The organism is Bradyrhizobium sp. WYCCWR 13022, from assembly GCF_030435535.1.
Classification (GTDB): Bacteria; Pseudomonadota; Alphaproteobacteria; order Rhizobiales; family Xanthobacteraceae; genus Bradyrhizobium.
Genome location: NZ_JAUIZJ010000005.1, coordinates 65,636 through 92,054, shown reverse-complemented (window position 1 = coordinate 92,054; position 26,419 = coordinate 65,636). Strand labels below are relative to the sequence as shown.

The following is a 26,419-nucleotide window of genomic DNA, read 5'->3' as shown; positions in this document are numbered from 1 at the left end:
CGATGACGAATAAGAACGGAGGCCTCACGGCCTCCGTTTTGTTTTTGACCTTGCGTGCTCAACTCCCGCCAGGCTGCCCGAACGGCAGCCGCTCGGCGAGAACCGCGGCCTGGGTTCGCGAGCCGACGCCGAGCTTGCGCAGGATCGTTGAGACGTGTCCCTTCACGGTCTGCTCGGCGATATCGAGCTCGCCCGCGATCTGCTTGTTGAGCTTGCCCTCGACGATCATCGCCAGAATGCGCAGCTGTTGCGCCGACAGCGAGGCCATGCGGGCGGCAAGCTCGACATCGGTGCTCTGTATCGAACCGCGGCCGCCGACATTGGGCGGCATCCAGATTTCGCCGGCCAGGATCTTCGTGATCGCGTCCGCCATCTCGGGCAGACCAAGCGATTTCGGGATGTAACCGGACGCGCCATAGGCGATGGCGCGACGGATCGTGGCCGCGTCCTGCCGCGCCGAGATGATCGCAACCGGCACCGTCGGGAATTGTGCCGACAGGATGAACAGCGCGGCAAATCCTTGGATCCCCGGCATCGCCAGGTCCCATAGGACGAGGTCGATCTCGTCCGACTGCGCCGAGAGCACGCTGATCGCCTCGTCGAGGGCCTGGCAGGCGATGATGTCGAGGTCGGGCAGCACGGTCGACAGCGCGCTGCGGAGTGCAGCCTGCACCAGCGGATGATCATCGCCGATAAGGATGCGCATGGTCACGCTGATGGGGCTCCCTGTTCGGTCCCGAACTGCCGGCTCAAGGCTTCGCCGCCGAGGAAGCGACGCAGCGCCGCCGGCTTGACCGGCTTGGAAAGCACCTCGCAGCCGCGTGCCTTTGCCGCCGTGCGGACGGCCTCGCTGCGATCTGCTGTGACGACCAGCGCGCAGGTGCCGCGGCCCGATCTCTGCCTGAGATCATCGAGAAAGTCCAAGCCGGTGCGTTCCCCATCGACATGATAATCGACCAGCACGACGTCGGGCGGGCTCGCCGCGGCCGCCGCCATTGCGTCGGCGGCATCGGTTGCAACCAGCACGCGATGACCCCAGCCGCTGAGCAGCGCCGTCAGGCCGTCGAGGATTGTCGCATCGTTGTCCAGGCACAGGATCGTCAGCGGCCGCTCCGTCACAACCGGCGCAGCGTCCGCCGATTTGCGCTGGAGCGACGTTCCCGGGCCGCGCGCAAGCGGCGCCGTGACGGCAAAACATGAACCGTGACCGAGGCGCGAATAGAGATCAACGGGATGCCCCAGCAGCCGGGAGACACGATCGACGATCGCCAGGCCCAGGCCCAGCCCCTTCTCCGATCCCGGCGCCAGGCGCTTGAACTCCTCGAAGATCCGTTTATGGTCCGCGTCGGCGATGCCGACACCGGTGTCCCAGACCTCGATGCGCAGATCGCCGCCGCGTCGCCGGCAGCCGAGCAGGATGCGTCCTCTGGGCGTGTAGCGCAACGCATTCGACAGCAGGTTCTGCAAGATCCGCCGCAACAAGTGCGGATCGCTGCGCACAGCGAGCTGGCAATCGACGACGCGGAGGACGATTCCGCGCTCACGCGCCATGGCCGAGAATTCCACGTTCAACTGCACGAACAGATCGGCGATCGGAAAGTCTGATGGCTCGGCACTGACAGCGCCGGCATCATAGGAGGAGATGTCGAGCAGCCTGTCGAGGACATGCTCGGTCGAACGAAGCGCCGTGATGGCACTACCGGCGAGAGTTCGTTCCTTCTCTGCGACACCGGCTTGCGAAAAAGCGTGCAGGCTTTCGTCGAGCGCCGACAGGAACAGACGTGCCGCGTTCAGCGGTTGCAGCAGATCATGGCTCGCCGCCGCCAGGAAGCGGGTCTTGCCGAGATTAGCCTGCTCGGCCTCCGCCTTGGCCTGCTCGAGCGCCTCGGTCCGCTCGCGGACACGCAACTCGAGATCCTCGTTGGCACGCCGCAACGCCTCGGCAGCACGGTGACGCTCGGTCACGTCGGTGTAGGTCGAGACATAACCGCTCTCGGCGGCGCGATCGTAGACGATCTCGAGCACCGTGCCGTCTGGCCGCTTGCGCTCGTAGAGATAGGGCCAGCTTTGGCTCGCGACGTCGCGATTGACCAGGAGCGCCGCGAATTCGGACGCGGCGTATTCGCCGCGCTCAACATTGAAGGCGATGAGCTCGGAGAGCGGAAGGCCGACGCGGACGAAATCCCGCGGCAGGTCGAGCAGCTCGATGAACCGCCCGTTCCAGGCCGTGATGCTAAAATCGGCATCGAACGCGCAGATGCCCTGCGGCACGCTCTCCAGCGTGCTTTGCAGCAGAGTGCGATTGAAGTGCAGGGCTTCCGAAGCCTCGTCCAGCATCGCCATCGCCGCCCGCCGCGACAGTGAATGCCCTTCCAGCGAGGCCGCAATCACCACGCGTGCCGACGCAGCACCTATCGCGCCGGCGAGAAGGTTTTCGGTGAAGCGGATCGAGTCGAGATCGACCAGGCCGGACGGATCGAGGCGCGGCCCGGTGCCCGACATGCGCGCGCCGAGATAGCTGTCAAAAGCCGCCTCGCCGCGCTCCGCACCGACAAAGCGCCGGGCGAGCGCACGGAGATCGTCAAGTCGGACCACCACGCGCGAGGACAGTTTTGGCACGGTGTCGCGGACGACACCGTCGGCAAATGCCGCGGCCTGGTTGCGCTCGACGGTGGTCTGCCGCCCCAGCAGCGAAAGCGCGACGAAACAGATGAGGTTGGCGGCAAGGCTCCACAGCGTCGCATGCGAGATCGGGTCGAGCCCCCCGATGCCGAACAGCGCGTTCGGCTTGAGGAAGCCGAACTGCCAAGGGCCGTGGCGAACGATCTCCGCGAAGGCGGGCCACAGCGGCGCGGCCGAGGGAAGCAGCAGCGTATAAGCCCAGATCAGGAATCCGACGGCGATTCCGATCGAGGCACCGATCTTGTTGGCGCGCTGCCAGAACAGGCCACCAACGAACGCTGGAGCGAATTGCGCGACCGCAACGAACGACAACAGGCCGATCACGGTGAGCGGATAGGTCTGGTTAACCAGGCGGTGCACGAGATAGGCCAGCAGCAGGATGCCGAGGATCGAGAGCCTGCGCACTGTCATCAGCACCGAGGCGACCTGCCGGCTTTGCGCGCGCAGGCCGAAGAAGCGCGAGCGCAGCAACAGCGGCATGACGACGTCGTTGCAGAGCATGGTGCTCAGCGCGACGGAGGTCATGATCACCATACCGGTGGCGGCCGATAGCCCACCCAGGAAGGCGATCAGGCTGATGGTGCCCGCATGCGCCGCGATCGGCAGCGAGATAACGTAGGTGTCGGGGTCCATCATCGCACCGAACCTCGCAAGGCCGGCGGCGGCGATCGGCAGGATCAGCAGGCTGAACAGCACAAGATAGGCAGGATAAAGCCACGCTGCGGTGCGCGTATGCCCAGGACTCTCGTTCTCGACGACGGCGACGTGGAACGCCTGCGGCAGGCACAGGAAGGCAATCGCCGACATGACGATCGTCGAGGGCCAGACCGGCTGGGCGGGATCGAAGGCGAGGATCCCAGCCAGTTGCGGATCCGAAGCGAACTGCGACAGCAGCGCGGCCGGTCCGCCCGAGAGCCCAAACAGCACGAACAGCGCGACCACAAGGAATGCGACCAGCTTGACCACGCTCTCGAAGGCGATCGCGAGCATCAAGCCGCGATGATGCTCGCTGGCATGGACATGGCGGACGCCGAACACGATCGCGAACAGCGCCATCGACGCGGCGACGCCGAAGGCCGAGTCCTGCCAGAATCGCAGCGCTTCGCCTCCGGCCCGCTCGGGCTGGAGGATCAGATAATCAAAGCTCTTGCCAACGGCCTTGAGCTGAAGCGCGATATAGGGAAGCACACCAACCAGCGAGGCCAGCGTCACAAAGGCGGCAAGCGCCTGGCTCTTGCCGTAGCGCGCGGCGATGAAGTCAGCGATCGAGGTGACATTCTGGGCTTTCGCGATCGCGATCACCTTGGCAAGCAGCTTCTGGCCGAACAGCAGCACGAGCGTCGGACCGATATAGATCGTGGCGAAGTCCAGTCCGCTGGTGGCGGCGCGGCCGACCGATCCGTAGAAGCTCCAGGAGGTGTTGTAGACCGCAAGTGTCAGGCAATAGCTGACCGCGGCCGCCCAGGATTTTGGCGGGACCAGCGGTCCGTCCACGCTCCGCCGATCGCCCCACCAGGCAATCAGGAACAGCGTGGTCACATAACCGGCTGCGACCGCGAGAACGAACCACGCCTGCAAAATATCCTCACTCGAGACCCATCCGCCCGCTCATCGAGAGGTCGGAACGCGGGCGGATATTAGAGCGTATTCCAGAAGTGGACACCGGTTCGCGTAAAGAAAAACGCGTCAACACGAGAATCCAGAGCTTTCAATTGCGTGAAAGGTGCTTTTGGGATCGGCGGCCGGATAGCCGGCCGCCGATCAAGGCGCGACGTCAGGCCGCCTCGCGTGACAGGCGGGCTTGCGGCAGGCCCTTGAGCACGACGTTGACCACGACCGCGGCGACGATGTTGAGCGCAAGCGCCAGCACGCCGGTGTAGATCGCGACCTTGCCGGCGCCGAAGTCGATGCCGTGCAGCGGCTTCAAGCCGTCAGACCAGGCCAGCCACGATCCGCCCGCAAGGCCAACGGCCCAGCCGGCCAGCAACGCCGTGCTCGAGAACCAGTTCAGGTAGAGTCCGAACACCAGCGCCGGCAGCGTCTGTAGGATCCAGAGGCCGCCAAGCAGTTGCAGGTCGAGCGCAAACTGCGTCGGCATCAGGAGGATGGCGAGAAGTGCGCCGACCTTCACCAGCATGGAAGTGATCTTGGCGACCTTGGCCTCACCGGCCGGCGTCACCTTCGGATCGACCCACACCTTCCAGAAGTTGCGGGTGAACAGGTTGGCAGCGCCGATGCTCATGACGGCTGCCGGCACCAAGGCACCGATCGCGATCGCGGCGAAAGCAAAGCCTGCGAACCAGCTCGGGAACAGCGTCTTGAACAGCTCCGGCACGACGTCGTTGTTGCTCGCGAGCTTCAGCCCGGCCGCGTGGCCCATGTAGCCGAGCAGCGCCAGCAGGCCGAGCAGCAGCGTGTAGGCCGGCAGCAGCATCGCATTCTTGCGAATGGTGTCGCCGCCTGACGACGCGAAGATGCCGGTCAGCGTGTGCGGATACATGAAGGCGGCGAGCGCCGAGCCCAGTGCCAGCGAGGCGTAAGACACGATCTGCGCCGGCGAAAGCAGGATGCCGCCCGAGCCCTTCGCCGCAAACGCTGCATCCGCCGCGTTGAAGATCGCGCCATAACCGCCGAGCTTGGACGGCACGATCGCGATCGCGGCGATCACCACGATGTAGATCATGATGTCCTTGACGAAGGCGATCAGCGCAGGCGCGCGCAGGCCCGACGAATAAGTGTAGAGCGCCAGCACAAGGAAGGCCAGAACGAGGGGCACCTCGCCGCTCAGCCCAAGCGCCTTGATCGCGACTTCCATGCCGATCAGCTGGAGCGCGATGTAGGGCATCGTCGCCAGCACGCCGGTTGCGGCGACAGCAAGTTCGAGCCCGCGCGAGCCGTAGGCACCGCGCACCACGTCGCCGGCGGTGACATAGCCGCGCTCCTTGGCCACCTTCCACAACACCGGCATCACCGCGAATACGAAGGGATAGACGATGATGGTGTAGGGCAGCGCGAAGAATCCGTAGGCGCCGACCGCGTAGACCAGGGCGGGCACCGCGATCACGGTATAGGCGGTGTAGAAATCGCCGCCGACCAGGAACCAGGTGATCCAGGTCCCGAACTTGCGGCCACCGAGGCCCCACTCGTCGAGATGAGCGAGCGTCTCCGGCTTGCGCCAGCGCGCGGCGACGAAGCCCATGCCGGTGACGAGGATGAACAGAGCGAGGAATACGGCGAAGGCCGCGCTATCGACATTAGCCAGCACGACGCACGCTCCTGTACACGATGTAGGTGAGCAGCGAGGTCAGCGGCACCCAAGCGAGCTGATACCAATAGAAAAACGGGAAGCCGAACAGAAGCGGCTCCCGGACGTTGTAGAACGGCACGATCATCAGGCCGATGAACGGCAACAAAAGCAAAAGACGTATCACGCTCTCTCCTCCCCTGTGAGTGAAGTCGGCACGCTTTTCGTGAAGCGCGCCTTGAGCGCGATATAGCTGAGATCATCCGCCAGTCCCTCCCCCTACCTTGGCGCGGCCAGCCCCCATACTTTCGTACGGGCGCTAACGCTGTATCAGTTTGCATTCCGATCTATTTCAGGATATATTTCCAGAAATGGAGGACGGCCCTTGGCCGACACAGCCCAAAAAAGAGCACTTCGAAACTACCGGGCCCGTCTGACCAAGCGTGGCATGGCGCGGTTCGAGGTGCTCGGCCTCGATACCGACCGTGAATTGATCCGGTCCCTTGCCAAGCAGCTCGCCGAAGATGGTACCGACGCCGAGCGACTGCGCTCTACACTGCATCGATCAATAGCAGCGGAACCTCCCAAGAAGGGCGGCATCCTTGCCGCGCTGCGACGCTCGCCGCTTGTCGGAACCGATCTCGAGGTCAAGCGCACGCGCGTAACGGGTCGCAAGGTTGACCTGTGATACGCTACGTCCTCGACACCAACATCACCAGCAACATCACGAAACCGAGCCCGTCGCCAACGCTCCTGGCGTGGCTGGCCGCACAGAACGATGATGATCTGTTCATCTCCGCTCTAACGATTGGAGAAATCCGGCGAGGTATCCTGGAAAAACCAGCGGGAAAAAAACGGAGCGCGTTAGAGGGCTGGTTCGCAGGTCCTGAAGGGCCACCATCGCTTTTCGCGGGGCGCGTGCTGGCTTTCGACGAGCAAGCAAGCCTAGTCTGGGCGCGCCTCATGGCGCGTGGCACCACCACCGGCAGGCCCCGCAGCGCTCTCGATATGATCATCGCCGCCGTGGCCGAGGCCAATGACTGCATGGTTGCGACCGACAACGAGAAAGATTTCGCGGGACTGAAATTCGTGAACCCGCTGCGAGAGCGCAAGGCCGACTAGGGCATTTGACCTACGGTGTCTGATTTATCTTAGACGGATCTGACAGGAACCGGTCAAAGGAGTTCATTCTCTCGGACGACGGGCGCGACGATAAATATCCTGAAGCAGAACATGCATTCGTGCGGTACGTACCAAACCTATCTCGCCGAAAACCAGGCAGTGTTCCCGCCTCGCGCCTATGAGCCCGTAGACTGGTTCTACCATACGAGGGATCGCCGCTGTCCGGATGATGCCTGGCTGGAGTCGCTGCAAGTATTGGCGAGGCCGGGCTCCCAGCCTCGTCAACGATCCCGTTCGATCGCGCTTCGCTTGCTCGGCGCTTACAAGGATGGACATATCGAGATTAGGTATCCGACCGGGTATCCTTACTCACTCCAGGAGCTTTCGCCAGATGCGCCGTCGCCCGGCGATTGGCGCTACGACGAGTTTCGCATCTCGGATCGCGGTCACTTGATCCACGAGATTGAGTGGGCCTATCGCGCCCAATGCAAAGCATTCGTATGGGTGATCGAAGCCGATGATATCGACTTCCGACAGATACCGATGCAGGGAACTGACGGAAGCTAGACTAGAACGGTCGACGCCTACTGCCGCTTGCGCTCGTTCGCTGCCGGCTTCGGCGGCTCGGGCGGGGGGGCGGCTGGCGCGCTGTTGCTCGCGCCGAACAGCACGCGGGTCGGATTGCGATCAAAGTTGTTCACGGCGCGGCTGATGTCGCCGAGCGTGCGGCGGCCGTCGGTCATCAGCGCACCGGAGCGCTTGTCGAAATCCTCGGCTAGTTCGCGGATCGACTTCACCGTCTGGAACAGTTCGCCACCGTCCTTGCCGCCGGCGAGCGTGTTGAGGCCGAGCATGAGGTTGTCGGCCTTGAGCATGACGCCGTCGACCTTGGCCATCACGACGTCGATCTTCTCGGAGTTGCGGGCGAGCGAGTTGGTGAAGGTCTCGAGGTTCTTCAGCGAGTTCTTCACCGACTCCTGATTGTCGGCGACGATCTTGTTGATGTTCTGCAGCGTGCCGCGGATCGCCTCGGTGACGTCCTGGAGCTTGTTCGGATCGGCGGTCAGCGTGGGAATGCCATCCTCGTCGAGCGGCGGCGGCGGCGCGGCCTCCTCGCCGCCCTTGAGCGAGATCGCGGCGACGCCGGTCAGGCCCTGGAATTCGAGGCCGACCAGGGTGTCCTTGCGGAGCGGCGTGTTGTTCTCGATCATGGCGAGTGCGACAACCCGCCGCGGGTTGTCGAGCTTCACCGAGACCACCTCACCGACCCGGATACCGTTGAAGTTGACGCTGCCGCCGTTGCGCAGGCCCGCCGCCGGGCCCTCGAAGACGACGCGGAACGGGCTGCGCTGCTTGGTCGTGTGCAGCGACTGGAACCACAGCACGAAGCCGATCGCGGCCGCGAACACCGCCAGCGTGAAAGATCCGATCAATACGTAGTTCGCCCGCGTTTCCATCAGCTACTCCGGCACATCAAGTCACGACCGCGCGGGCGCGCTTGCCGTGGAAATACTGCCTCAGCCAGGGATGCTGCGAGGCCTGCATGTCGGCGATCGACCCTGCCGCAATGATCTTGCCGTTCCCTAAGACGGCGATGCGGTCGCAAGCGGTGTAAAGGCTGTCGAGGTCGTGGGTTACCATGAAAACGGTCAGCCCCAAAGTCCGCTGCAGCGTCCTGACCAGGTCGTCGAAATCGCCGGCGCCGATCGGATCGAGGCCGGAGGTCGGCTCGTCCAGGAAGACGAGGTCGGGATCGAGTGACAGCGCGCGGGCCAGCGCAACGCGCTTGATCATGCCGCCGGACAGTTCCGACGGAAAGCGCTCGGCCACCTCGGGCTTGAGGCCGACCATGGCAAGCTTGGCCATGGTGATTTCGTCCATCAGCCGCTGCGAGACGCGAAGATATTCGCGCATCGGAAACTGGATGTTCTGCCGCACGGTGAGCGAGGAGAACAGCGCGCCCTGCTGGAACAGCACGCCCCAGCGCCGCTCGACGTTGCGGCGCTGCGACGTGCTGGAGGAATCCAGGTCGACGCCGAACACTTCGATCGAGCCGGCGACCTTCGGCACGAGGCCGATGATGGTGCGGGTCAGCACCGACTTGCCCGCGCCAGAAGGACCGACAAAGCCCAGAATCTCGCCGCGCTTGACGTCGAGGTTGAGCCCGTCGAGCACGCGCGTCGTGCCGAACTGCACGGTGATGTCGCGGACGCGGATGATGGGATTTTGGATCGCGTTTTGAGTTTCTTGCGCCATCGTCACATTCCGATCGAGGCGAAGAAGATGGCGAACACGCCGTCCATGACGATGACGAAGAAGATGCCCTTCACCACCGACGCGGTGGTGTGCTGTCCGAGGGATTCCGCACTGCCCTGCACGGCGAGCCCCTCGACGCAGGCGACGATGCCGATCACCGCGGCCATCACCGGCGCCTTGACGATGCCGACGATGAAATGGTCGATCGAGATGGCATCGCGCAGGCGGAGCAGGAACGCTTCGGGATCGACGCCGCCATAGAGCCAGGCGACGAGGCCGCCGCCATAGAGCGCGGCCATGGCGCCGAGGAAGGCGAGGATCGGCAGCGCCAGCACCAGCGCCAGCATGCGCGGCAGCACCAGGACTTCGATCGGATCGAAACCCATGGTGCGCAGCGCGTCGATTTCTTCCCGCATCTTCATCGAGCCGAGCTCGGCGGTGTAGGCGCTGCCCGAGCGGCCTGCGACCATGATCGCGACAAGGAGCACGCCGATCTCGCGCAACACCAGCACGCCGAGCATGTCGACGACGAAGATGTCGGCGCCGAACCTGCGGAAATGGAAGATGCCCTGCTGGGCGATGATGCAGCCGATCAGGAAGGTGATCAGTACGATGATCGGCACCGCGCGCCAGCAGACCTGCTCCATGTGGTGCACGGTCGAGGTCAGGCGGAACGAACGCGGATGGATCAGCACCCGACCGCCCGCGGCAAGCACCGCGCCGAGCATGTCGACGAGGCCGGCCACCGTGCCGGCGAGGCCCGCGACGGTCCGGCCGATCTGCTCCAGCATGCCGGTGATGGTGATCGTCGAGGTCTCGACCACCGGGGTCGCGCGGACCCGGCGTACCTCGTCGACGAGGCTCGAATAGTTCGCAGACAGCCCGGCGATCTGCGCCTCGACCGAGCCTTTGGTCAGGCTGCGGCGCAGCCGCTCGATCAGCCAGGCCCCGAACGTGTCGAGCTTGGCGACCTCGGAGACGTCGATGAAGATGCTCTGGGGGCCGCCGGCGAGCTTCTCGGCGTCGGCCACCATCCGCTCCAGCACCGGCGCGAAGCTCGCGGTCCAGGTTCCGGTGGCACAGAGGGCCAGCGCATTGCCTTTGGCAATCCGTTCCAGCTTCGGATCGCCGCTCAAGGTGTCCGCTCCCATACGACCAGGGCGGAGGAAATCAGAGTGTTGCGCACGCGCCCGTACCCAGAAAAGGTATCCCCAACTGGTTAATGTTAGTTGCTAGAGGTAACCAGCAGGTTCAGATTTCGCCAGAGTTCAAAATGACTTCCAGCAAAGTTCCTGGTCTTTCCGCGCGAATCGAGCGGTTTCCCATCGCCGGCAGTTTCACCATCAGCCGGGGCGCCAAGACCGAAGCCGTGACCGTGGTGGCCGAACTGACCCAAACCGGCCTGACCGGCCGCGGCGAATGCGTGCCCTATCCCCGCTACGGCGAGACCCCAAAGGCGACGCTGGCGGCGATCGCGGCCATGCAGGACGCCATCAGGGGCGGTCTCGACCGGCAGGCGCTCCAGGCTGCCATGAAGCCCGGCGCCGCCCGCAACGCCCTGGACTGCGCCTTCATCGACCTGGAGGCCAAAGCGGCCGGCTTGCGGGCCTGGAACCTGCTGGACCGCCCCACCCCGGGTGAGCGCACCACGGCCTATACGATCTCGCTGGGCACCCCCGAGGCCATGGCGGCGGCGGCCGCCAAGGCCGCTCGCCGGCCGCTGCTCAAGATCAAGCTCGGCGGCGACGGGGATGACGCCCGCATCTCTGCGGTCCGCAAGGCTGCCCCCGAATCCGAGTTGATCGTCGATGCCAACGAATCCTGGACCGAGGCCAACCTCGAGCACAACCTCGCCGCCTGCGACGCCGTCGGCGTGACCTTGGTGGAACAGCCGTTGCCGGCAGGGAAGGACGATGCGCTGGCGCGGATCAAGCGACCACTGGCCGTCTGCGCCGACGAGAGCGTGCATGACCGCAAAACCCTCGCGGCGCTCCGCGACCGCTACGACGCCGTCAACATCAAGCTCGACAAGACCGGCGGCCTCACCGAGGCGCTCGCGATGGCCGACGCCGCGCAGGCGCTCGGCTTCGAGATCATGATCGGCTGCATGGTCGCGACCTCGCTGTCGATGGCGCCCGCGATGCTGGTGACGCCGCAGGCACGCTTCGTCGATCTCGACGGTCCCTTGCTGCTCGCGCGCGATCGCGATCACGGCCTGCGTTACGACGAGAGCCTGGTCTATCCGCCCGAGTCTTCGCTCTGGGGCTGAGCCGTCAGCCGGTGCCGCGCCGACCAGATCACGAGCGCGCCGACCGCGGCCATCGCCGCCATTACGTAATACAGGCTGTCACCGATGCGGGCGTAGATCGCACCCGACGCGATCGAGGTCGTTGCGCCCAATAGTCCGCTGCATGCGGCGAGGTAGCCCTGCCCGCGCGCGATCTGGTGCGATGGCACGCGCTGCACCATCAGCGTCATGGTGCCGACGATGGTCATGCCGAACGTCAGGCCGTGACCGAGCTGTGCGACCGCGAGCAGCGCCAGCGGCGGCTCGTTCGCCGTGACGATCCAGCGCAGCACCGCGCTTACGCCGCCGATCGCCATCAGCGATGACGGATGCAGCGAGAAGCGCGGCGACAGCGCGAACACGACGATCTCCGCGATCACGCCCAGCGTCCACAGCCCCGCGATCGTCAGCCCACTGATCCCATGGAGCTGCCAGTTGATCGCCGAGAAGGTGTAATAGGCGACGTGGCTGCCCTGGATCAGCGCAGCAGAGGCGATCACCGCCCAGAAGCCGGCATCGCGCAGCAGCGGCTTGCCGACATGCGTCTCCGCCGTCCTGCGCCTGACATCGTCGAGCGGCCGCAGCAGCAGGCTGGCGAGCACGGCAACGACCGCCCATGCGACGATGATCCAGATCAGGTCGCGCGCGGCGATGATGTCGACGAGATAGCCGCAGGCGAGCGAGCCGGCGGCGAAGGCTGCCGAGCCCCACAGCCTCACCGGTCCGTAGTCGAGCCCGTAGCGCGCGACGCCGCGCAGCGCGTAGGCATCGGTGAGCGGCGTCGTCGGCGTCCACATCATGCAGGTGAGCGCGTAGATCAGGAACAGCGCCAGTGGCTGCTGCTGCAAGCCGACCGCCGCAAAGCCGATCGCGGTCGCCAGCACCGAGATCATCATCGCGGCGCGAATCGCCCGTTTCCTTTCGGCAAAGGCGGTGATCTGCGGCAGCGTGGTGAAGCGCGTCAGCGCCGGCAGCGCGTTGATGACGCCGATCCACGACGCGTCGATGCCGATCGCCTTGAGCCACACCGGAAAGAACGGCAGATGCGTGCCCGATACCGCGAACACGGCCGAATAGAACAGCGCGAGACTCACGGCGAATCGCCGCTTGACCGATGCTGGTGTGGGGATTTGTGATACGGGTGGCATCAAACCAATTGCGATTCGGTCGATATCGTGGTGATCGTTACAGTAACGCGCAGTGATTTGCGCGACGAGATTGTCATGGCCAACGAAGCATTCGCCCTTTCGCCCATGTCTGCCCGCGCGGCCGAGCCGAACGAGCAGGACTACGACGCGATCCGCGAAGCCTTCATGGAGACCGCGCGCGGCCGCTGGTTCCTCGGCGAATACGCCAAGCGCAACCGCAACGCCGACACGCGCATGGTGCTCGACGCCGTTGCGAAAATCGAAGAAACCCTTGCGGCACAGCGACAACCCGTCGTCGAGGATCGCCTGCCCGAAGCCCTCGTCGCGATCCGCCGCGCGGTCGAGGACGCAGAAAGCGCCGCAGCCAAGGCGTTCGATCCCGCCGCGATCGAAGCGAACCTCGCGCCCATCCCGCGCGGCGTGCGCATCATCAAGGAGATTTCCTGGCGCTGGCGCGAGATCGGCGCCGACGGGCGAATCTGCGACCTGATTGATTCGCAGCTCGCCTCGATCGAAGCGGCCTGCGCCCAGGTGGTGACCATCGACCCGCGCGGCGACCTCAAGGCCGCCTTCGATCTGCTCAGGGACCGGGTCGAGCAGACCGATGCTGGCGGTGTCGCGGCGCCGCAAGCTGCCGTGCAACCTGCTCCGGCGCCTGCGCAGCCGGCTGCGACGGACGCGGAAGAGCCGGGTGACGAAACGCCCGCTGCGATGGTGAGCGAAGTACCCGCGGCTTTTACGGAGACGCCGCGGGAGATCGCGCCAGAGCCCGAGGCCATCGCTGAGGTGAGCGGCCTCGCCGAGGACGCGGTGCCGGACGTCGCGGTCGCGCCCGAGATCGCCGAGAGCCACGCCGCGGTCGAAGAGAGTTTTGCTGCCGTCGAGGACAGCCTCGCCGATCCCGTGGGCATCGCCGGGATCACCGACGAGTTCTCGCTCGATGCCGCCGCGGAAGCCGAGGACGAAGCCATACTCGACGCGATCGCGCTGGAGATGGCCGCGCCCGATCCGGAGTTCGACGAGATCGTCGCGCCGATGGAGATGGAAACAGCCATTCCGGAACCGATGCCGGAGCCGGTGGAAGCGGAGCCCGCCGCGATCGAGGCGCCGGCTGCGCCCCAATTCGAGGAGCCTGAGGTCGAGGAGCCGGTGACCGAGGCCCCGATCGCGATGGAATCGCTCGCGCGCCTCACCGATGCCATCGCGGAGGCTGCCGCCGAAGTGATGCTGCAGCCGGCCCCCGCGATGGCGGCCACGGCGTCATCGGACGCAGCCCCCGGCGCAACGCTGCCAATGCCCTCTCCCCTGCCCGAGCCCTCGCTCGGCGCAACCATCCTCGCCAGCGGCATCGTGCAAAAGCCCCGCGCGGCCGCCAACGACGCGCTTGCGCCGATCCGCCGCATGACCCAGGCCGAGAAGATCGCGTTCTTCTCGTAAGGGGCGGTATCTCTCGCTTGTCATTGCAAGCATCCGAAGCAATCCAGATTCCCCGGCGGAAAGGCGCTGGATTGCATCGCCACGCCCACCTCTAAGCGAATGGCTGCTCCTTACGTGATCCAGATCACGCCCAGTCGAGGGTGATCACGATCACGGACGGCAAGGCTCGAACGCGGTCAGGCTTGCTGGCAACCAATCTCGCATCGAGATGAGTGCCGAAAGGAGCACGCCATGTTCCACCTGAAATCCGCCCTGATGACTGCGGGCCTGCTGGGAAGCCTGTTCGGCTTCGCCTGCGGCCCGGTTTCCGCCCAAGTCGCCCCCGTCCAACCCGCCCCGACCGCGCTGCAAGGCCCGGAGCAGCGGGTGGCGCTGGTGATCGGCAATTCGAACTACCAGAACGCGCCGCAGCTCGCGAACCCCGACAATGACGCGCAGTCGATGGCACAGTTCCTGAACTCGGCCGGCTTCGAGGTGATCTCGGCGACCGACCTCGGCCAGAACGACATGCTGCGCGTGGTGCAGGATTTCTCGGCAAAGGTGTCCGCACGCGGCCCCAACACGGTGGCGATGGTCTATTACGCCGGCCATGGCGTGCAGCTCGCCGGCGAGAACTATCTCGTTCCCGTCGATGCGAAGGTCTCGAACCAGACCGAGCTCGTCAACGACTCGGTCCGCCTGGTCGACGTGATGTCGACGCTGGAGACGATTCCGAGCCGGATGCGCATCGTCATCCTCGATGCCTGCCGCAACAACCCGTTCCCCAAGGTCAACGACGCCGGCCGTGGCCTTGCCATCGTCGACGCACCGAACGGCTCGATCGTCGGCTATTCGACCGCACCGGGCGCCGAAGCGCTCGACGGCAATGGCGGCCACAGCCCTTACACACAGGCCTTCCTGAACGCCGCGCGCGAGCCCAACGTACCGATCGAGCAGCTCTTCAAGCGCGTGCGCCTTGCGGTGAACCAGACCACCAGCGGCGCGCAAGTTCCCTGGGAGAGCTCTTCGCTCACATCCGACTTCACCTTCTTCGGCGACACCGCCGTTGCCGCCAGCCGCGCCCCAGTGCATGCACCGGTGGTGCAGATGGCCTCGAACCTGCCGAGCCGCTCGGCCCGCCAGGCCTATGATTACGTGCTGTCCGAGGGCAGGCCCGAATACTATCAGGAGTTCGTCGCGATGTATCCGCACGACCCGCTGTGCGACCACATCCGCTGGCTGCTTGCGAACCTCCTGATCTCGCAGGCCTGGCACCAGGCGGTGCTGGCGAACTCGCCGCTCGGCTACAAAACCTTCTACGACAGCTACGGCAACAGTCCCTATGCGCAAGTCGCGTTGAAGCTGGAAGCGCAGCCGAAACTGATCCCCCTGATGCAGGCGACGAAGTTCCTGGCCCCGCAGAACATCGCCTCGACGTTGAAGATCGGCAATCTCGGCCAGCCCAAATACATGCCGCTGATGCAGCAGGGCAACGGCTCGCAGATGAACGCCAACCTGCCGGTCGTGCAGAAGCCGGTCGACGGCACAGTCATCGGCAAGCTCGGCAACGGCGGCGAGATCACCAACCTGCCCGCCGGCAATTCGCAGAACGGCACGCCCTCGCAGGCTCCGGGTAAGATCGTGACGCTGCCCGCGCCGACCAACACGACGACGAACACTGGCGGCATCGGCAAGATCACGACGCTGCCGGTGACCGTCACGCAGAACAACGGCAAAAACAATGCCGGCACGGCGGGTAAGGTCGTGAGCATGCCGGTGAACATCGGCAAGGGCAACGCGAGGGTCGACGTCAAGACCACCGACGTGAAGACGACGAACGTCCAGACCCAGAGCAACCCGATCCGCGTCAACCCCGGCGTCGTGAAGCTCAACAACAACCCGGTGAACAAGGTGCAGGTACAGAACAATCCGCAGAACACCCGGCCGCAGATCAATACGATCGGCAATGGCGGCGGCAACAACTTCCGTCAGTCGATGAACCAATCGAACATGAATGCGGGCAACAACCACCGCAGCTTCATGCACTGATCACGGCAAAGACAAAACGGCAAGGGGGCAGAGCGGCAACGCTCTGCCCCCTTCGTCATGTCAGAAAATCCGGGCAGTCCTCACCTCCCCAGCGGGGAGAGGTGAACCGAGCCTCCCCGCTCGCACCGTTCAATTGAACTCAGGCCACCAGCTCGGCGAACAGATCCGCATCGACATTGCCGCCGGAGAGGACGATGACGACGTTCTTGCCGGCAACGTCGAGACGGCCCGCGAGCAACGCGGCTAGGCCGACCGCACCGCCGGGCTCGACCACCAGCTTCAGCTCGCGATAGGCAAAGGCGACGGCCGCACCGACTTCCTTGTCGGACGCCGTGACGCCGCGCGCGAGCAGCTTGCTGTTGATCGCGAAGGTCATCTCGCCGGGGATCAGCGCCATCAGCGCATCGCAGATGGTGCGGCCCGCCGGCGGGTGCGGCTCGCGATGGCCCGCGGACAACGAAATGCCGTGATCGTCGAACGCTTCGGGCTCGGCCACCACGATCTGGGCCTGCGGATAGCGCGCCTTCACGGCCGTCGCGACGCCCGCGATCAGGCCGCCACCGGAGGCCGGCGCCACCACGATGTCGGGCGCAAGGCCGAGCGTTGCCATGTCTTCCGCGATCTCGCGGCCGGCGGTGCCCTGCCCCGCGATCACGAACGGATCGTCATAGGGCCTGACCAGCGTCGCGCCGCGCTTTTCGGCGATGCCGCGCGAGATCGCCTCGCGGTCGTCGCGATCGCGGTCGTAGAGCACGACCTCGGCGCCATACGATTTGGTGCGCTCGCGCTTGGACAGCGGCGCGTCCGCGGGCATCACGATGGTCGCCTGCATGTCGAGGATCTTTGCCGCCGCCGCCACGCCCTGGGCATGATTGCCGGAGGAGAACGCGACGACGCCGCCGGCGCGCTTGTCCTGCGGGATCGAGAACACCTTGTTGAAGGCGCCACGGAACTTGAAGGACCCGGTGCGCTGGAGCATCTCCGGCTTCAGGAACACCTTTGCACCGACGCGCTCGTTGAGCACCGGAAAGGACAACAGCGGGGTGCGGACGGCGAAGGGCGCGAGCACACGCGCTGCGGCGTCGATATCGGCGGGGCCGACCGGAAGGGGCTGTTCAGACATGGCGCGATGTTATCGCGGCCGGCGAGGCGCGGGCAAGACACCTCCGCGCGAGGATTTTCTTCTCTTCAGGCGACGAACCGCGGCTGTTCCGCCCTCTCCCGGCCGGGCAGCACCGCACCGACCGCGCGGATGTTGTCTATGAAGGCCCGCGCCGAGGCCTCCCAGGTGTAGTTGGCGGCGAATGCGACGCAGGCCTGCCTGGAAATGTCGAGCGCAGCGAAGCAGGCGCTGTGCAGATCCTCGTCCAGTGCGCCGACCGGCGCATCGCCGATGACGTCGCGCGGGCCCTTCACGGGGAAGGCCGCGACCGGCAGGCCGCTTGCGAGGGCCTCGAGCAGGACCAGGCCGAACGTGTCGGTCTTGCTCGGAAACACGAAGACGTCGGCCGCCGCATAGATGTCGGCCAGCTCCTCGCCGTGCTTTTCCCCAAGGAAGAGCGCGTCGGGATAGGCCTCCTCCAGTGCGTTGCGCGCCGGACCGTCGCCGACGATCACCTTGGTGCCGGGCAGATCGAGGTCGAGGAACGCTTCGAGATTCTTCTCAACCGCGACGCGGCCGACCGAGAGGAACACCGGGGCCGGCAGGCAGAGGTCGACGGCGCGAGGATGGAACAGGTGCGTATCGACGCCGCGCGGCCACAGCACGACATTGCCGAAACCGCGCTCGCCGAGTTCCTGGGTCAGCGCCGGCGTCGCCGCCATCACGGCCCGGCTCGGGCTGTGGAAGCGGCGCAGCGCCCGCCAGATCAGGGAGCCCGGAACCGGCACGCGCGCGCGGACATATTCGGGGAAGCGGGTGTGGAAGCTGGTCGTGAACGGCAGCTTGCGCTGACGGCAATAGCGGCGGACCATCAGGCCGATCGGCCCTTCCGTCGCGATGTGGATGCTGTCGGGCCGCGCTTCCGCGATCAGTTTTGCGATGCGCGCCGGGCGCGGCATGGCAAGCCGCACGTCGCGATAGCTCGGCATCGCGAAGGTGCGGAACGATTGCGGCGTGAGGAACGAGAACTCGACGTCGAGCGTCTTGGCGGCGTCGGCGAGCTTGGTCAGCGTCCGAACCACACCGTTGACTTGCGGGTGCCAGGCGTCGGTCGCGACCAGGATGCGCATCAAGCGGCTCTCGTCAGGCAGCTCTTGCCGCCACCTGCGGCACTTCAGCCGGCTTCCGCAGATGGTCGGCCCAGGTGATGATCTCGAAACGACCGTCATCATGCTCGACGAGCGCGGTGCAGCTCTCGACCCAGTCGCCGCAGTTCATGTAGCGGATGCCGTTCTCGTCGCGGATCACGGCGTAATGGATGTGGCCGCAGATCACGCCGTCGGCGTCGTGGCGCCGGGCTTCGGCGGAGAGTGCCTGCTCGAACGCGCCGATATAGTTCACCGCATTCTTGACCTTCTGCTTGGCCCATTGCGACAGCGACCAATAGGGCACGCCGAACAGGCGTCGGAAGAAGTTGACGAAGCGGTTCATCTGGATCGCGAAGTCGTAGGCCTTGTCGCCGAGATGGGCGAGCCAGCGCGCGTTCTGCACCACGAGGTCGAAGATGTCGCCGTGAATGACGAGGTAGCGCTTGCCGTCCGCGCCGGTGTGCACGGTGTTCTCGACGACGTCGATGCCGCCGAAATGCGTGCCGTAATAGTTGCGCAGGAACTCGTCGTGATTGCCGGGCACGTAGATGACCTTGGCGCCCTTGCGCGCCTTGCGCAGCAGCTTCTGCACCAGGTCGTTGTGCGATTGCGGCCAGTGCCAGCTCGATTTCAGCGCCCAGCCATCGACGATGTCGCCGACGAGGTAGATCGTGTCGGCATCGTGGTAGCGCAGGAAGTCCAGCAAAAGGTCGGCTTGCGAGCCGCGGGCTCCGAGATGGACGTCGGAGATGAACAACGTGCGAAAGCGCCGCTCCGGGCTCTCGTCACTCACATCGTAACTTCCCATGCGACAGCCTGTAACAATGTCCCGTGACAGGGGGATGACGATTGAACCGATGAGGCACCCTCGGATACGAATCGGACCTTGCCTCGCCCTCCCCGCGAATATCAGCCGCATGCGACAATCAGGCGACATGGCGCCCCAATGGTTCTCCGCAAAATGCCGGGCCCCAAGGAGATGCTGGTTAACTGTGGATCGGGAAGCCGGCGTCAGTAGAACTTGTGGAAATGATGGATCGGCCCGTGGCCGTGACCGACGCTGAAGCGGTCGGCGGCCGCGATGGCCGCGCTGATCCAGCTCTTGGCATGGCGCACGGCCGTCTCGAGATCCTCGCCCTTGGCAAGCCCCGCCGCAACGGCTGACGACAGCGAGCAGCCGGTGCCGTGGGTGTTGCGCGTGGCAACACGCGGCGCGGGGAGCGCGATCGTTTCGCCAGCGCTGACGAGATAGTCGATACTCTGCGCACCCTCGCCGTGGCCACCCTTGATCAGGACCGCGCGGCAGCCGAGCCCGAGCAGGCGGCGCCCCTGGCTTTCGATCTCGGCCTCGCTTCGTGCGACCTGCTCGTCGAGCAGTGCGGCCGCCTCCGGCAGATTGGGCGTGATCACCGATGCAAGCCGCATCAGCTTCGTGCGCAAGGCTTCGACGGCCTCCGCGGCCAGCAGCCGGTCGCCGGAGGTTGCGACCATCACCGGATCGAGCACGATATGGCCCGGCTTCCAGCGTGACAGCGCGGCAGCAATCGCATCGATGCTGCCGGCCTGCGCCACCATGCCGATCTTCACCGCACCGACATCGAGATCCGAAAACACCGCATCGATCTGCGCGGTGACGAAATCGGCGGGCACCGCGTGAATGCCGGTGACGCCTTTGGTGTTCTGCGCCGTCAGCGCCGTGATCGCGGACGCGCCGTAGACCCCGAGCGCGGCAAAGGTCTTCAGGTCGGCCTGAATGCCGGCGCCGCCGCTCGAATCGGAACCGGCGACGGTGAGCGCCACGGGCGTGGTCATCGCAGGAAACGCTTGCTCGAAAAGGACATGGCCATGGCCCGTCCTAGCGCGTCGGCGGAGCCCCAGCAAGCCGCCGAATCAGGCCAAGCGCGAGCTGCACGGCATTGTCGTCCCGCAAGCGGGCATATCCTGCGAAAATAAGAGCACGGCATCACCCGGCCTTGGCGACCAAGCGTGCGAATGACACGGTAGTCAGTGGATTCGTCCAGCGACGCAAATTGCCGGCCCTCGGCCTGCAACCCTCCGGGGAAGAGATCATGTGGGCTTATTTCGAACGTATCCTCGACTCCTCGATGTTCTCACCGCACGGCATCTGCCTGCTGTGGGAACCCGAGCTGATCTGGCTCCACGTCGTCTCCGACGCTTGCATCGCCGCGGCGTATTTCTCGATCCCGTTTGCTCTCGCGATCCTCGTCACCAAGCGGCGTGACCTCAAGTTCGGCTGGGTGTTCTGGGCGTTCGCGGTCTTCATCACAGCCTGCGGCCTCACCCATGTCCTGTCGATCTATACGCTCTGGGTACCGGTCTACGGCATCGAGGGCCTGGTCAAGGCGGCGACCGCGATCGCCTCGATCTTCACCGCGGTCGCGCTCTGGCCGCTGCTGCCCAAGATCCTGGCGATCCCCTCTCCCTTCGAGCTGCAAAAGGTGCAGGCCGCGCTCGAGGAGGAGGAGACCAAGCGCCGCGATGCGACGCAGCTGCTGAAACAAGTGGGAGAGGCGCAGCGCGCGATGCGCGAGAGCGTGGCGCGCCTCACCGCCGTCGTCGAGACTGCGGTCGACGGCGTCATTCTGTTCGATGCGCAGGCCCGCATTCTCCTGTTCAATCCAGCCTGCGAACGGCTGTTCGGCTATCGCGCCGAGGAGGTCATGAATCTCGACATCGGCATGCTGATGTCCGACGGAGGGAAGCGTTCATCCACCGCTTATGCTCAGCGTTTCGCGACGGGGGAAACCGTCGGCCTGCGCAAGGACGGGTCACACTTTCCGATGGATCTGTCGGTGGGCCAGGCGTGGCAGGACGGCGAGCTGATCTATGTCGGCATCATCCATGATCTGACCGCGCGCAAGCTGACCGAGCAGCAGCTCCAGCAGGCGCAGAAGATGGAGACGGTCGGCCAGCTCTCCGGCGGCATCGCGCACGACTTCAACAACCTGCTGACCGTCATCATCGGCAACGCCGAGCATCTCAGCGAGCAGCTCAAGGCCCGGCCGGATTTGCGCCAGTTCGCCGACGACATCTGCCAGTCCGGCGAACGCGGCGCGGAGCTGACGCAGCGGCTGCTCGCCTTCAGCCGCCGCCAGCTGCTGCGGCCGCAGACGATCGATTGCACCGAGCTGATCTTGTCCATGCTCAAGCTGTTCAAGCGCACCCTGCGCGAGAACATCGAGATCGGCACCGCTTTCGGGCCCGGCACGATCCAGGCCTTTGCCGACCGCTCCCAGCTCGAATCCGCCGTGCTGAACCTGGCGCTGAATGCGCAGGATGCCATGCCGTCAGGCGGGCATCTGACGCTGAGCACCGAGCTCGCCGCGATCGACGAGGACTACCGCGCCCTGCACCCGGAGGTGGCCTCCGGCGCCTATGTGCTGATTTCCATCACCGATGACGGCGAAGGCATGTCGCCGGAGGTGATCGAGCGCGCCTTCGAGCCGTTCTTCACCACCAAGGAGGTCGGCAAAGGGTCCGGCCTCGGGCTGAGCATGGTCTATGGTTTCGCCAAGCAGTCCGACGGCCACGTCTCCATCTACAGCGAGCAGGGCCTGGGGACGACGGTCCGGATCTACCTGCCGCGCGCCGGCGGCGGTCAGTCGCTGACCGACGCGCCGGACAAGGAAGACGCCGCGCCGCGCGGCCACGAGACCATCCTGATCGCCGAGGACGATCCGTTCGTCCGCTCCTCGGTCATCCTCCGGGTGGAGGCGCTCGGCTACCGCGTCGTCGCCGCCGTCAACGGCAAGGAGGCCTTGCAGCGGCTGCGTGCCGACCCCGGCATCGACATGCTGTTCACCGACATCGTCATGCCCGGCGGCATGAGCGGCTGGGAGCTCGCCGACCAGGCCCGGCGTATCAGGCCCGGCCTGCCGGTACTGTTCACCTCGGGCTACGCGCTGGAGACCCTGGTCGAGCAGGGCCGCGCGCAGGCACAGGCCGTGGTCCTGACCAAGCCCTATCGCAAGGCCGAACTCGCCCAGCGGCTCAGGGACGCATTTGCGGCAGCGACGGTGGCCTCGTAGGACGTCGGACCGCCCTCGGCCGGCCGGCCGGCCCGCTTGCTAAATCGGGCTGGTTTTGGCCTATTAGCCTTTAGAATTCGCCTTCGGAGTGACTGCAATGGTTCCCTTCTTCGTCCAGATCAAATGCAAGCTCGGCCAGTCCTATACGGTCGCCAATGCGCTTGCCGAAGCCGAGATCGCCTCCGAGATCTACTCCACCGCCGGCCAATACGACCTGCTGGTCAAGTTCTACGTCGACAACGACACCGACATCGGCCACTTCGTGAACGAGAAGGTGCAGGTGCTGCCGGGCATCCAGGACACCCTCACCATCATCACCTTCAAGGCGTTCGGCACCGGCTAGCCGGACGCGTTCAATCGCCTCCCGCCTTGCGCTTGGGCGGCGTCGGCCCATCGACCGGCGGCAGCGACTTCAGATAGGCGGCCATCGCGGCGCGGTCCTCGGGCTTCAACTGCGCGAGGTTCTTGATCACCGGCCGCATCGAGCCTGACGCGCTGTCGCCCTCGGGCATGTCGCCGGTCTCGAGGAAATCGGCGATATCCTTCTCGCTCCAACTCCCCAGACCCTTCTGGGTGATGTTCGGCACCCAGCCCTCGCCTTCGGGATTGGGGCCGCCGGCGAAGCGCTGCGCGGTGACGACGCCGCCGAGGAAATTGCGCGGGCTGTGGCATTCGGCGCAATGGCCGAAACCGTTGACGAGATACGCGCCCCGATTCCACCCGGCCGAATGCATCGCCGCCGGCACGAACGGCCTGACATCCATGAACAGCAATTTCCAGATGCCGACATTGCGGCGGATGTTCAGGGGAAACGGCAGGTCGTGATCGCGCACCCGCCCCGAGACCGGCGGCAGCGTCTTCAGATACGCGAAGAGATCGCGGACGTCGTCGACCTTGGCGAGGTGATAGGACGTGTAGGGAAACGCCGGATAATAATGCGTGCCCTCGGGCGAGATGCCGCGCATCACCGCGTTGACGAAATCGGCCTCGCTCCATCGGCCGATGCCGTCAGCGGGATCAGGTGAAATGTTCGGCGCATAGAACGTGCCGAATGGCGAGCCGAGCGCGAGGCCGCCGCCGAGTTTCAAGCGATCGGGCTGGTTGGGCACCGCATGGCAGGACGAGCATCCGCCTGCGTTGAACAGCTCCTGCCCATTGGCAAGATCAGGCGCGCGTGTCGGCGCCGGCAGGGCCAAAGCGGTCGGCGCTGTCAGCCACCAGTAGGCGGCCAAGGCTGCGACGACGGCGATCAGAATGACATGGATTGTTCGTCGCAGCATCGAGGATCCCATTGAGCTCGAGCGAATTTACGGATCACCCGGCGGCCGCTCCAGCCACGAATAATTTAGATGGTTTGATCGGAATCCGGGAATAAAGTCGGAACCGCACTGTTTGCAAGTTGATCGCAATCAGGCGTCAACAGGGAGAGACCCATGAACAAAGCGCTTTTTGCCACGCTGGCGCTCGGAGCCGCCGTCGCATTCGCAGGCTCGGCCAGCGCGGAGAAGCTGAAGGCGACGCTGGACGGCAAGTCCGAAGTCCCTGCCACCACCAGCAGCGGCACCGGCAAGGCGGATATCGACTATGACGCCGCCACCAAGAAGCTCTCCTGGAAGGTGACCTATTCCGGCCTCACCGGCCCCGCCACCGCCGCCCATTTCCACGGTCCCGCCGAGGCCGGCAAGAATGCCGGCGTGATGGTCCCGATCCCGGGCATCGCCAACAGCCCGGTCGAAGGCAGTGCGACGCTCACCGATGCGCAGGCCTCGGACCTCCTCTCCGGCAAGCTCTACGTCAACATTCACACTGCGGCCAACCCGGGCGGCGAAATCCGCGGCCAGGTGACCAAGTAGATTTCATCGCGAGGTCATCGTCGAAGGCCGGGCGCGCGCGTCCGGCCTTTTCGATCCGAAACGGCACGTGATGCCCGCGGGCTCAAGCCGCACTCAACGCCTGCTCCAGATCCGCGATCAGATCCGACGGATTTTCGATCCCGATCGACAGCCGGATCGTGGAGTCGAGAACGCCGATCTTGCGGCGGATCTCGGCGGGAACGCCGGAATGGGTCATCGTCGCCGGCAGGCTCGCCAGCGATTCCGTTCCGCCGAGGCTCACGGCGAGCTTGAAGATCTGCAACGAATTGAGGAATTTCTCCGCCGCCGCCTGGCCGCCGACGATGTCGAACGAGAACGTCGATCCCGCGCCCAGGCACTGCCTTGCGAACACGCGTCCGGCCAGCGAGGCCTCCGCGTGATGGCCGAGATAATGGACCTTCGCCACCTTGGCGTGGTCGCGCAGGAAATCCGCCACGAGCTGCGCGTTGCTGTTGGCCTTCTCCATGCGCAGGCTCAGCGTTTCCAGCGAGCGGTTGATCATCCAGCAGGAATGCGGGTCGAGCTGGGTGCCGATGGCGCCGCGCAGCGCCTTGACGCCCTTCATCATCGCCTTGGTGCCGAGCGCGGCGCCCGCGATCAGATCGGAATGGCCGCCGACATATTTGGTCAGCGAGTACAGCGAGATGTCGGCGCCGTGCTCGATCGGCCGCTGAAACACCGGGCCGAGCAGCGTGTTGTCGCAGGCGATGATCGGCGTGTGGCCCTGTGCCTTGCCGATGGCATCGGCGACGCGGCGCATCAGCGCGATGTCGACCAGGCCGTTGGTCGGGTTGGCCGGCGTCTCGATCAGGATCATCGAAACCCGGCCCTTGCGCATCGCCTCCTCCGCGGCCTGATTGACCACCGCCTCGTCGATGCCGTCGGCAAAACCGACCGCGCCGATCGAGAAGCGCGACAGCGTGTTCGTCAGCAGCGTCTCCGTGCCGCCGTACAGCGGCTGAGAGTGCAGGATGACGTCGCCGGGACGGACGAACGCCAAAATCGTCGTCGAGATCGCCGCCATGCCTGAAGAGAACAGTGCGCAGCTCTCGGTGCGCTCATAGATGGCGAGCCTGTCCTCGACGATCTCGCTGTTGGGGTGGTTGAAGCGCGAATAGACCAGGCCCGCGCCCATGCCCTCCGGCGGCTCGCGCCGGCCCGCGACGACATCGAAGAAGTCCTGCCCGTCCTCGGCCGTCTTGAACACGAAGGTCGAGGTCAGGAACACCGGCGGCTTGATGGCGCCTTCCGACAGTTGCGGATCGTAGCCATAGGTCAGCATCAGCGTTTCCGGATGCAGCATATGGTTGCCGATATGGGTTTTCGACGGGAACGGTTTTGCCATGGCCTGTCTCGCTGTTGACTGAGATCGCCACCGCGCGTCGGAACTCGGTACGGCGTGAGGCATCAACGCCGCGGCGGCGCCAGCAAACATAGTCGTTCTGACGGCGATCCGTCAGGGCGTGCAAACGGAATTTGGCAGTGAAGCCGTAGCCCGGATGGAGCGCAGCGCAATCCGGGCTACGAGTGAACGAGCTACGCCGTCTACTTCAGCTTCAACCGGTACGTCTCGTGGCAATCGTTGCAGCGGTCGTTGATCACCGTGTAGGCGGCCTTCAGGCTGGCGACATCGTGGATCTTGCCCTTGGCCTCGGCGATCGCCTTCTGCACCGGCGAGATCTTGGAATCGAAATCCGCCTTCTGCTGCCACACCTTTGGCGACGAACCGTAGGTGGCATTCACCACGTCCTGCTTGGGATTGGTCTCGAACGTCTTTGCGATCTTCCCGACGTCGGCTTCGAGGGTCGTCAGCGCCTCGTCGACGCTCTTCTGGTTGTAGTGAATGTCGCCCTTCGCCATCTTCAGCATGATGTTGTAGAGGCTTTTGGCCTGCGATCGCATCAGATTGTCCTGCTGGACGGCAATCTCCTGCTGCGCCATCACGGCGCCCGCACCCAGAAGCAGGGTGCCCGCGACAATCAACGTACGTTTCATAGGCTTGTTACTCCGGCTCGCAAGTCGATTCGGGGGAGGACCATTGA

At 65.1% G+C, this 26,419-nt stretch carries 23 protein-coding genes; 8 read left to right on the top strand and 15 right to left on the bottom strand.

Going from position 1 to position 26,419, the window contains the following annotated elements:
* Window positions 1-58: 58 nt before the first annotated feature.
* The 4 genes from QY049_RS11145 to QY049_RS11130 form a co-directional block, all read right to left on the bottom strand.
* The gene (locus tag QY049_RS11145) at window positions 59-712 is read right to left on the bottom strand and encodes a response regulator transcription factor (protein ID WP_301269329.1); all 654 of its coding nucleotides are present in this window, start codon (window positions 710-712) and stop codon (window positions 59-61) included.
* Window positions 709-4,260, bottom strand: coding sequence for a PAS domain-containing hybrid sensor histidine kinase/response regulator (locus tag QY049_RS11140; RefSeq protein WP_258766201.1), 3,552 nt, complete (start codon window positions 4,258-4,260; stop codon window positions 709-711). Before QY049_RS11140 ends, QY049_RS11145 begins: the two co-directional genes overlap by 4 nt.
* A gap of 196 nt (window positions 4,261-4,456) precedes the next feature.
* Window positions 4,457-5,947: a monocarboxylate uptake permease MctP gene (mctP, locus tag QY049_RS11135; RefSeq protein ID WP_194481748.1), complete on the bottom strand. Its 1,491-nt coding sequence runs from the start codon at window positions 5,945-5,947 to the stop codon at window positions 4,457-4,459.
* Window positions 5,937-6,113 (bottom strand): DUF3311 domain-containing protein, encoded by a 177-nt coding sequence (locus QY049_RS11130; RefSeq protein ID WP_194481747.1) that lies wholly within the window; start codon window positions 6,111-6,113, stop codon window positions 5,937-5,939. The genes mctP and QY049_RS11130 overlap by 11 nt, the downstream gene beginning before the upstream one ends.
* A 198-nt stretch (window positions 6,114-6,311) precedes the next feature.
* On the opposite strand from QY049_RS11130, the gene QY049_RS11125 reads away from it, so the two are divergent.
* Window positions 6,312-6,614 (top strand): hypothetical protein, encoded by a 303-nt coding sequence (locus QY049_RS11125; RefSeq protein ID WP_246755782.1) that lies wholly within the window; start codon window positions 6,312-6,314, stop codon window positions 6,612-6,614.
* On the top strand, window positions 6,611-7,048 hold the full coding sequence (locus tag QY049_RS11120; protein WP_258766200.1) for a PIN domain-containing protein: 438 nt from the start codon (window positions 6,611-6,613) through the stop codon (window positions 7,046-7,048). Before QY049_RS11125 ends, QY049_RS11120 begins: the two co-directional genes overlap by 4 nt.
* Before the next feature lie 584 nt (window positions 7,049-7,632).
* Here QY049_RS11120 and QY049_RS11115 read toward each other — a convergent pair.
* Genes QY049_RS11115 through QY049_RS11105 form a run of 3 tightly spaced genes read right to left on the bottom strand, consistent with a single transcriptional unit; the run spans window position 7,633 to window position 10,440 of the window.
* Window positions 7,633-8,505 carry an MlaD family protein gene (locus QY049_RS11115; RefSeq protein ID WP_194481744.1) on the bottom strand — a complete coding sequence of 291 codons (873 nt, stop codon included), beginning with the start codon at window positions 8,503-8,505 and terminating at the stop codon, window positions 7,633-7,635.
* 16 nt (window positions 8,506-8,521) lie between these two features.
* The gene (locus QY049_RS11110) at window positions 8,522-9,304 is read right to left on the bottom strand and encodes an ABC transporter ATP-binding protein (protein ID WP_194481743.1); all 783 of its coding nucleotides are present in this window, start codon (window positions 9,302-9,304) and stop codon (window positions 8,522-8,524) included.
* A 2-nt stretch (window positions 9,305-9,306) separates the two neighbouring features.
* Complete coding sequence (locus QY049_RS11105) at window positions 9,307-10,440, bottom strand: ABC transporter permease (protein WP_194481742.1); 1,134 nt, start codon at window positions 10,438-10,440, stop codon at window positions 9,307-9,309.
* Window positions 10,441-10,577: 137 nt separating this feature from the next.
* Here QY049_RS11105 and dgcA point away from each other — a divergent pair, with 137 nt between their 5' ends.
* Window positions 10,578-11,573 carry an N-acetyl-D-Glu racemase DgcA gene (gene dgcA, locus QY049_RS11100; RefSeq protein ID WP_258766199.1) on the top strand — a complete coding sequence of 332 codons (996 nt, stop codon included), beginning with the start codon at window positions 10,578-10,580 and terminating at the stop codon, window positions 11,571-11,573.
* On the opposite strand, the gene QY049_RS11095 is transcribed toward dgcA, so the two are convergent.
* Complete coding sequence (locus QY049_RS11095; RefSeq protein ID WP_258766198.1) at window positions 11,543-12,739, bottom strand: major facilitator superfamily domain-containing protein 6; 1,197 nt, start codon at window positions 12,737-12,739, stop codon at window positions 11,543-11,545. The two genes, dgcA and QY049_RS11095, sit on opposite strands and share 31 nt — an antisense overlap.
* A 75-nt stretch (window positions 12,740-12,814) precedes the next feature.
* On the opposite strand from QY049_RS11095, the gene QY049_RS11090 reads away from it, so the two are divergent.
* The gene (locus QY049_RS11090; protein ID WP_258766196.1) at window positions 12,815-14,176 is read left to right on the top strand and encodes a hypothetical protein; all 1,362 of its coding nucleotides are present in this window, start codon (window positions 12,815-12,817) and stop codon (window positions 14,174-14,176) included.
* 231 nt (window positions 14,177-14,407) lie between these two features.
* On the top strand, window positions 14,408-16,204 hold the full coding sequence (locus QY049_RS11085; RefSeq protein WP_258766195.1) for a caspase family protein: 1,797 nt from the start codon (window positions 14,408-14,410) through the stop codon (window positions 16,202-16,204).
* Between the two features lie 139 nt (window positions 16,205-16,343).
* Here QY049_RS11085 and QY049_RS11080 read toward each other — a convergent pair whose 3' ends face one another.
* The 4 genes from QY049_RS11080 to thiD form a co-directional block, all read right to left on the bottom strand.
* Window positions 16,344-17,327, bottom strand: coding sequence for a threonine/serine dehydratase (locus QY049_RS11080; protein WP_258766194.1), 984 nt, complete (start codon window positions 17,325-17,327; stop codon window positions 16,344-16,346).
* 65 nt (window positions 17,328-17,392) lie between these two features.
* A complete protein-coding gene (locus QY049_RS11075) occupies window positions 17,393-18,436 on the bottom strand; it encodes a glycosyltransferase family 1 protein (protein ID WP_301269328.1) in 1,044 nt (347 codons plus the stop codon).
* Window positions 18,437-18,449: 13 nt separating this feature from the next.
* Window positions 18,450-19,262, bottom strand: coding sequence for a UDP-2,3-diacylglucosamine diphosphatase (locus tag QY049_RS11070; protein WP_258766192.1), 813 nt, complete (start codon window positions 19,260-19,262; stop codon window positions 18,450-18,452).
* A gap of 203 nt (window positions 19,263-19,465) precedes the next feature.
* Window positions 19,466-20,266, bottom strand: a complete 801-nt coding sequence (gene thiD, locus QY049_RS11065; protein ID WP_258766191.1) for a bifunctional hydroxymethylpyrimidine kinase/phosphomethylpyrimidine kinase — start codon at window positions 20,264-20,266, stop codon at window positions 19,466-19,468.
* Between the two features lie 257 nt (window positions 20,267-20,523).
* Here thiD and QY049_RS11060 point away from each other — a divergent pair, with 257 nt between their 5' ends.
* Window positions 20,524-22,503, top strand: coding sequence for a PAS domain S-box protein (locus QY049_RS11060; protein ID WP_258766190.1), 1,980 nt, complete (start codon window positions 20,524-20,526; stop codon window positions 22,501-22,503).
* A 97-nt stretch (window positions 22,504-22,600) separates the two neighbouring features.
* Window positions 22,601-22,846 carry an Lrp/AsnC ligand binding domain-containing protein gene (locus tag QY049_RS11055; RefSeq protein ID WP_194481732.1) on the top strand — a complete coding sequence of 82 codons (246 nt, stop codon included), beginning with the start codon at window positions 22,601-22,603 and terminating at the stop codon, window positions 22,844-22,846.
* 10 nt (window positions 22,847-22,856) lie between these two features.
* On the opposite strand, the gene QY049_RS11050 is transcribed toward QY049_RS11055, so the two are convergent.
* Window positions 22,857-23,783: a cytochrome c gene (locus tag QY049_RS11050; protein WP_258766189.1), complete on the bottom strand. Its 927-nt coding sequence runs from the start codon at window positions 23,781-23,783 to the stop codon at window positions 22,857-22,859.
* A gap of 153 nt (window positions 23,784-23,936) precedes the next feature.
* Between QY049_RS11050 and QY049_RS11045 the strand changes: the two genes are divergently transcribed.
* Complete coding sequence (locus QY049_RS11045) at window positions 23,937-24,356, top strand: CHRD domain-containing protein (protein WP_194481730.1); 420 nt, start codon at window positions 23,937-23,939, stop codon at window positions 24,354-24,356.
* A gap of 82 nt (window positions 24,357-24,438) precedes the next feature.
* Here the strand turns inward: QY049_RS11045 and QY049_RS11040 are convergent, their stop codons facing one another.
* Complete coding sequence (locus QY049_RS11040; RefSeq protein WP_301269327.1) at window positions 24,439-25,722, bottom strand: cystathionine gamma-synthase family protein; 1,284 nt, start codon at window positions 25,720-25,722, stop codon at window positions 24,439-24,441.
* Window positions 25,723-25,922: 200 nt separating this feature from the next.
* Window positions 25,923-26,372, bottom strand: coding sequence for a cytochrome c (locus tag QY049_RS11035; protein WP_258766187.1), 450 nt, complete (start codon window positions 26,370-26,372; stop codon window positions 25,923-25,925).
* Between the last annotated feature and the right edge of the window lie 47 nt (window positions 26,373-26,419).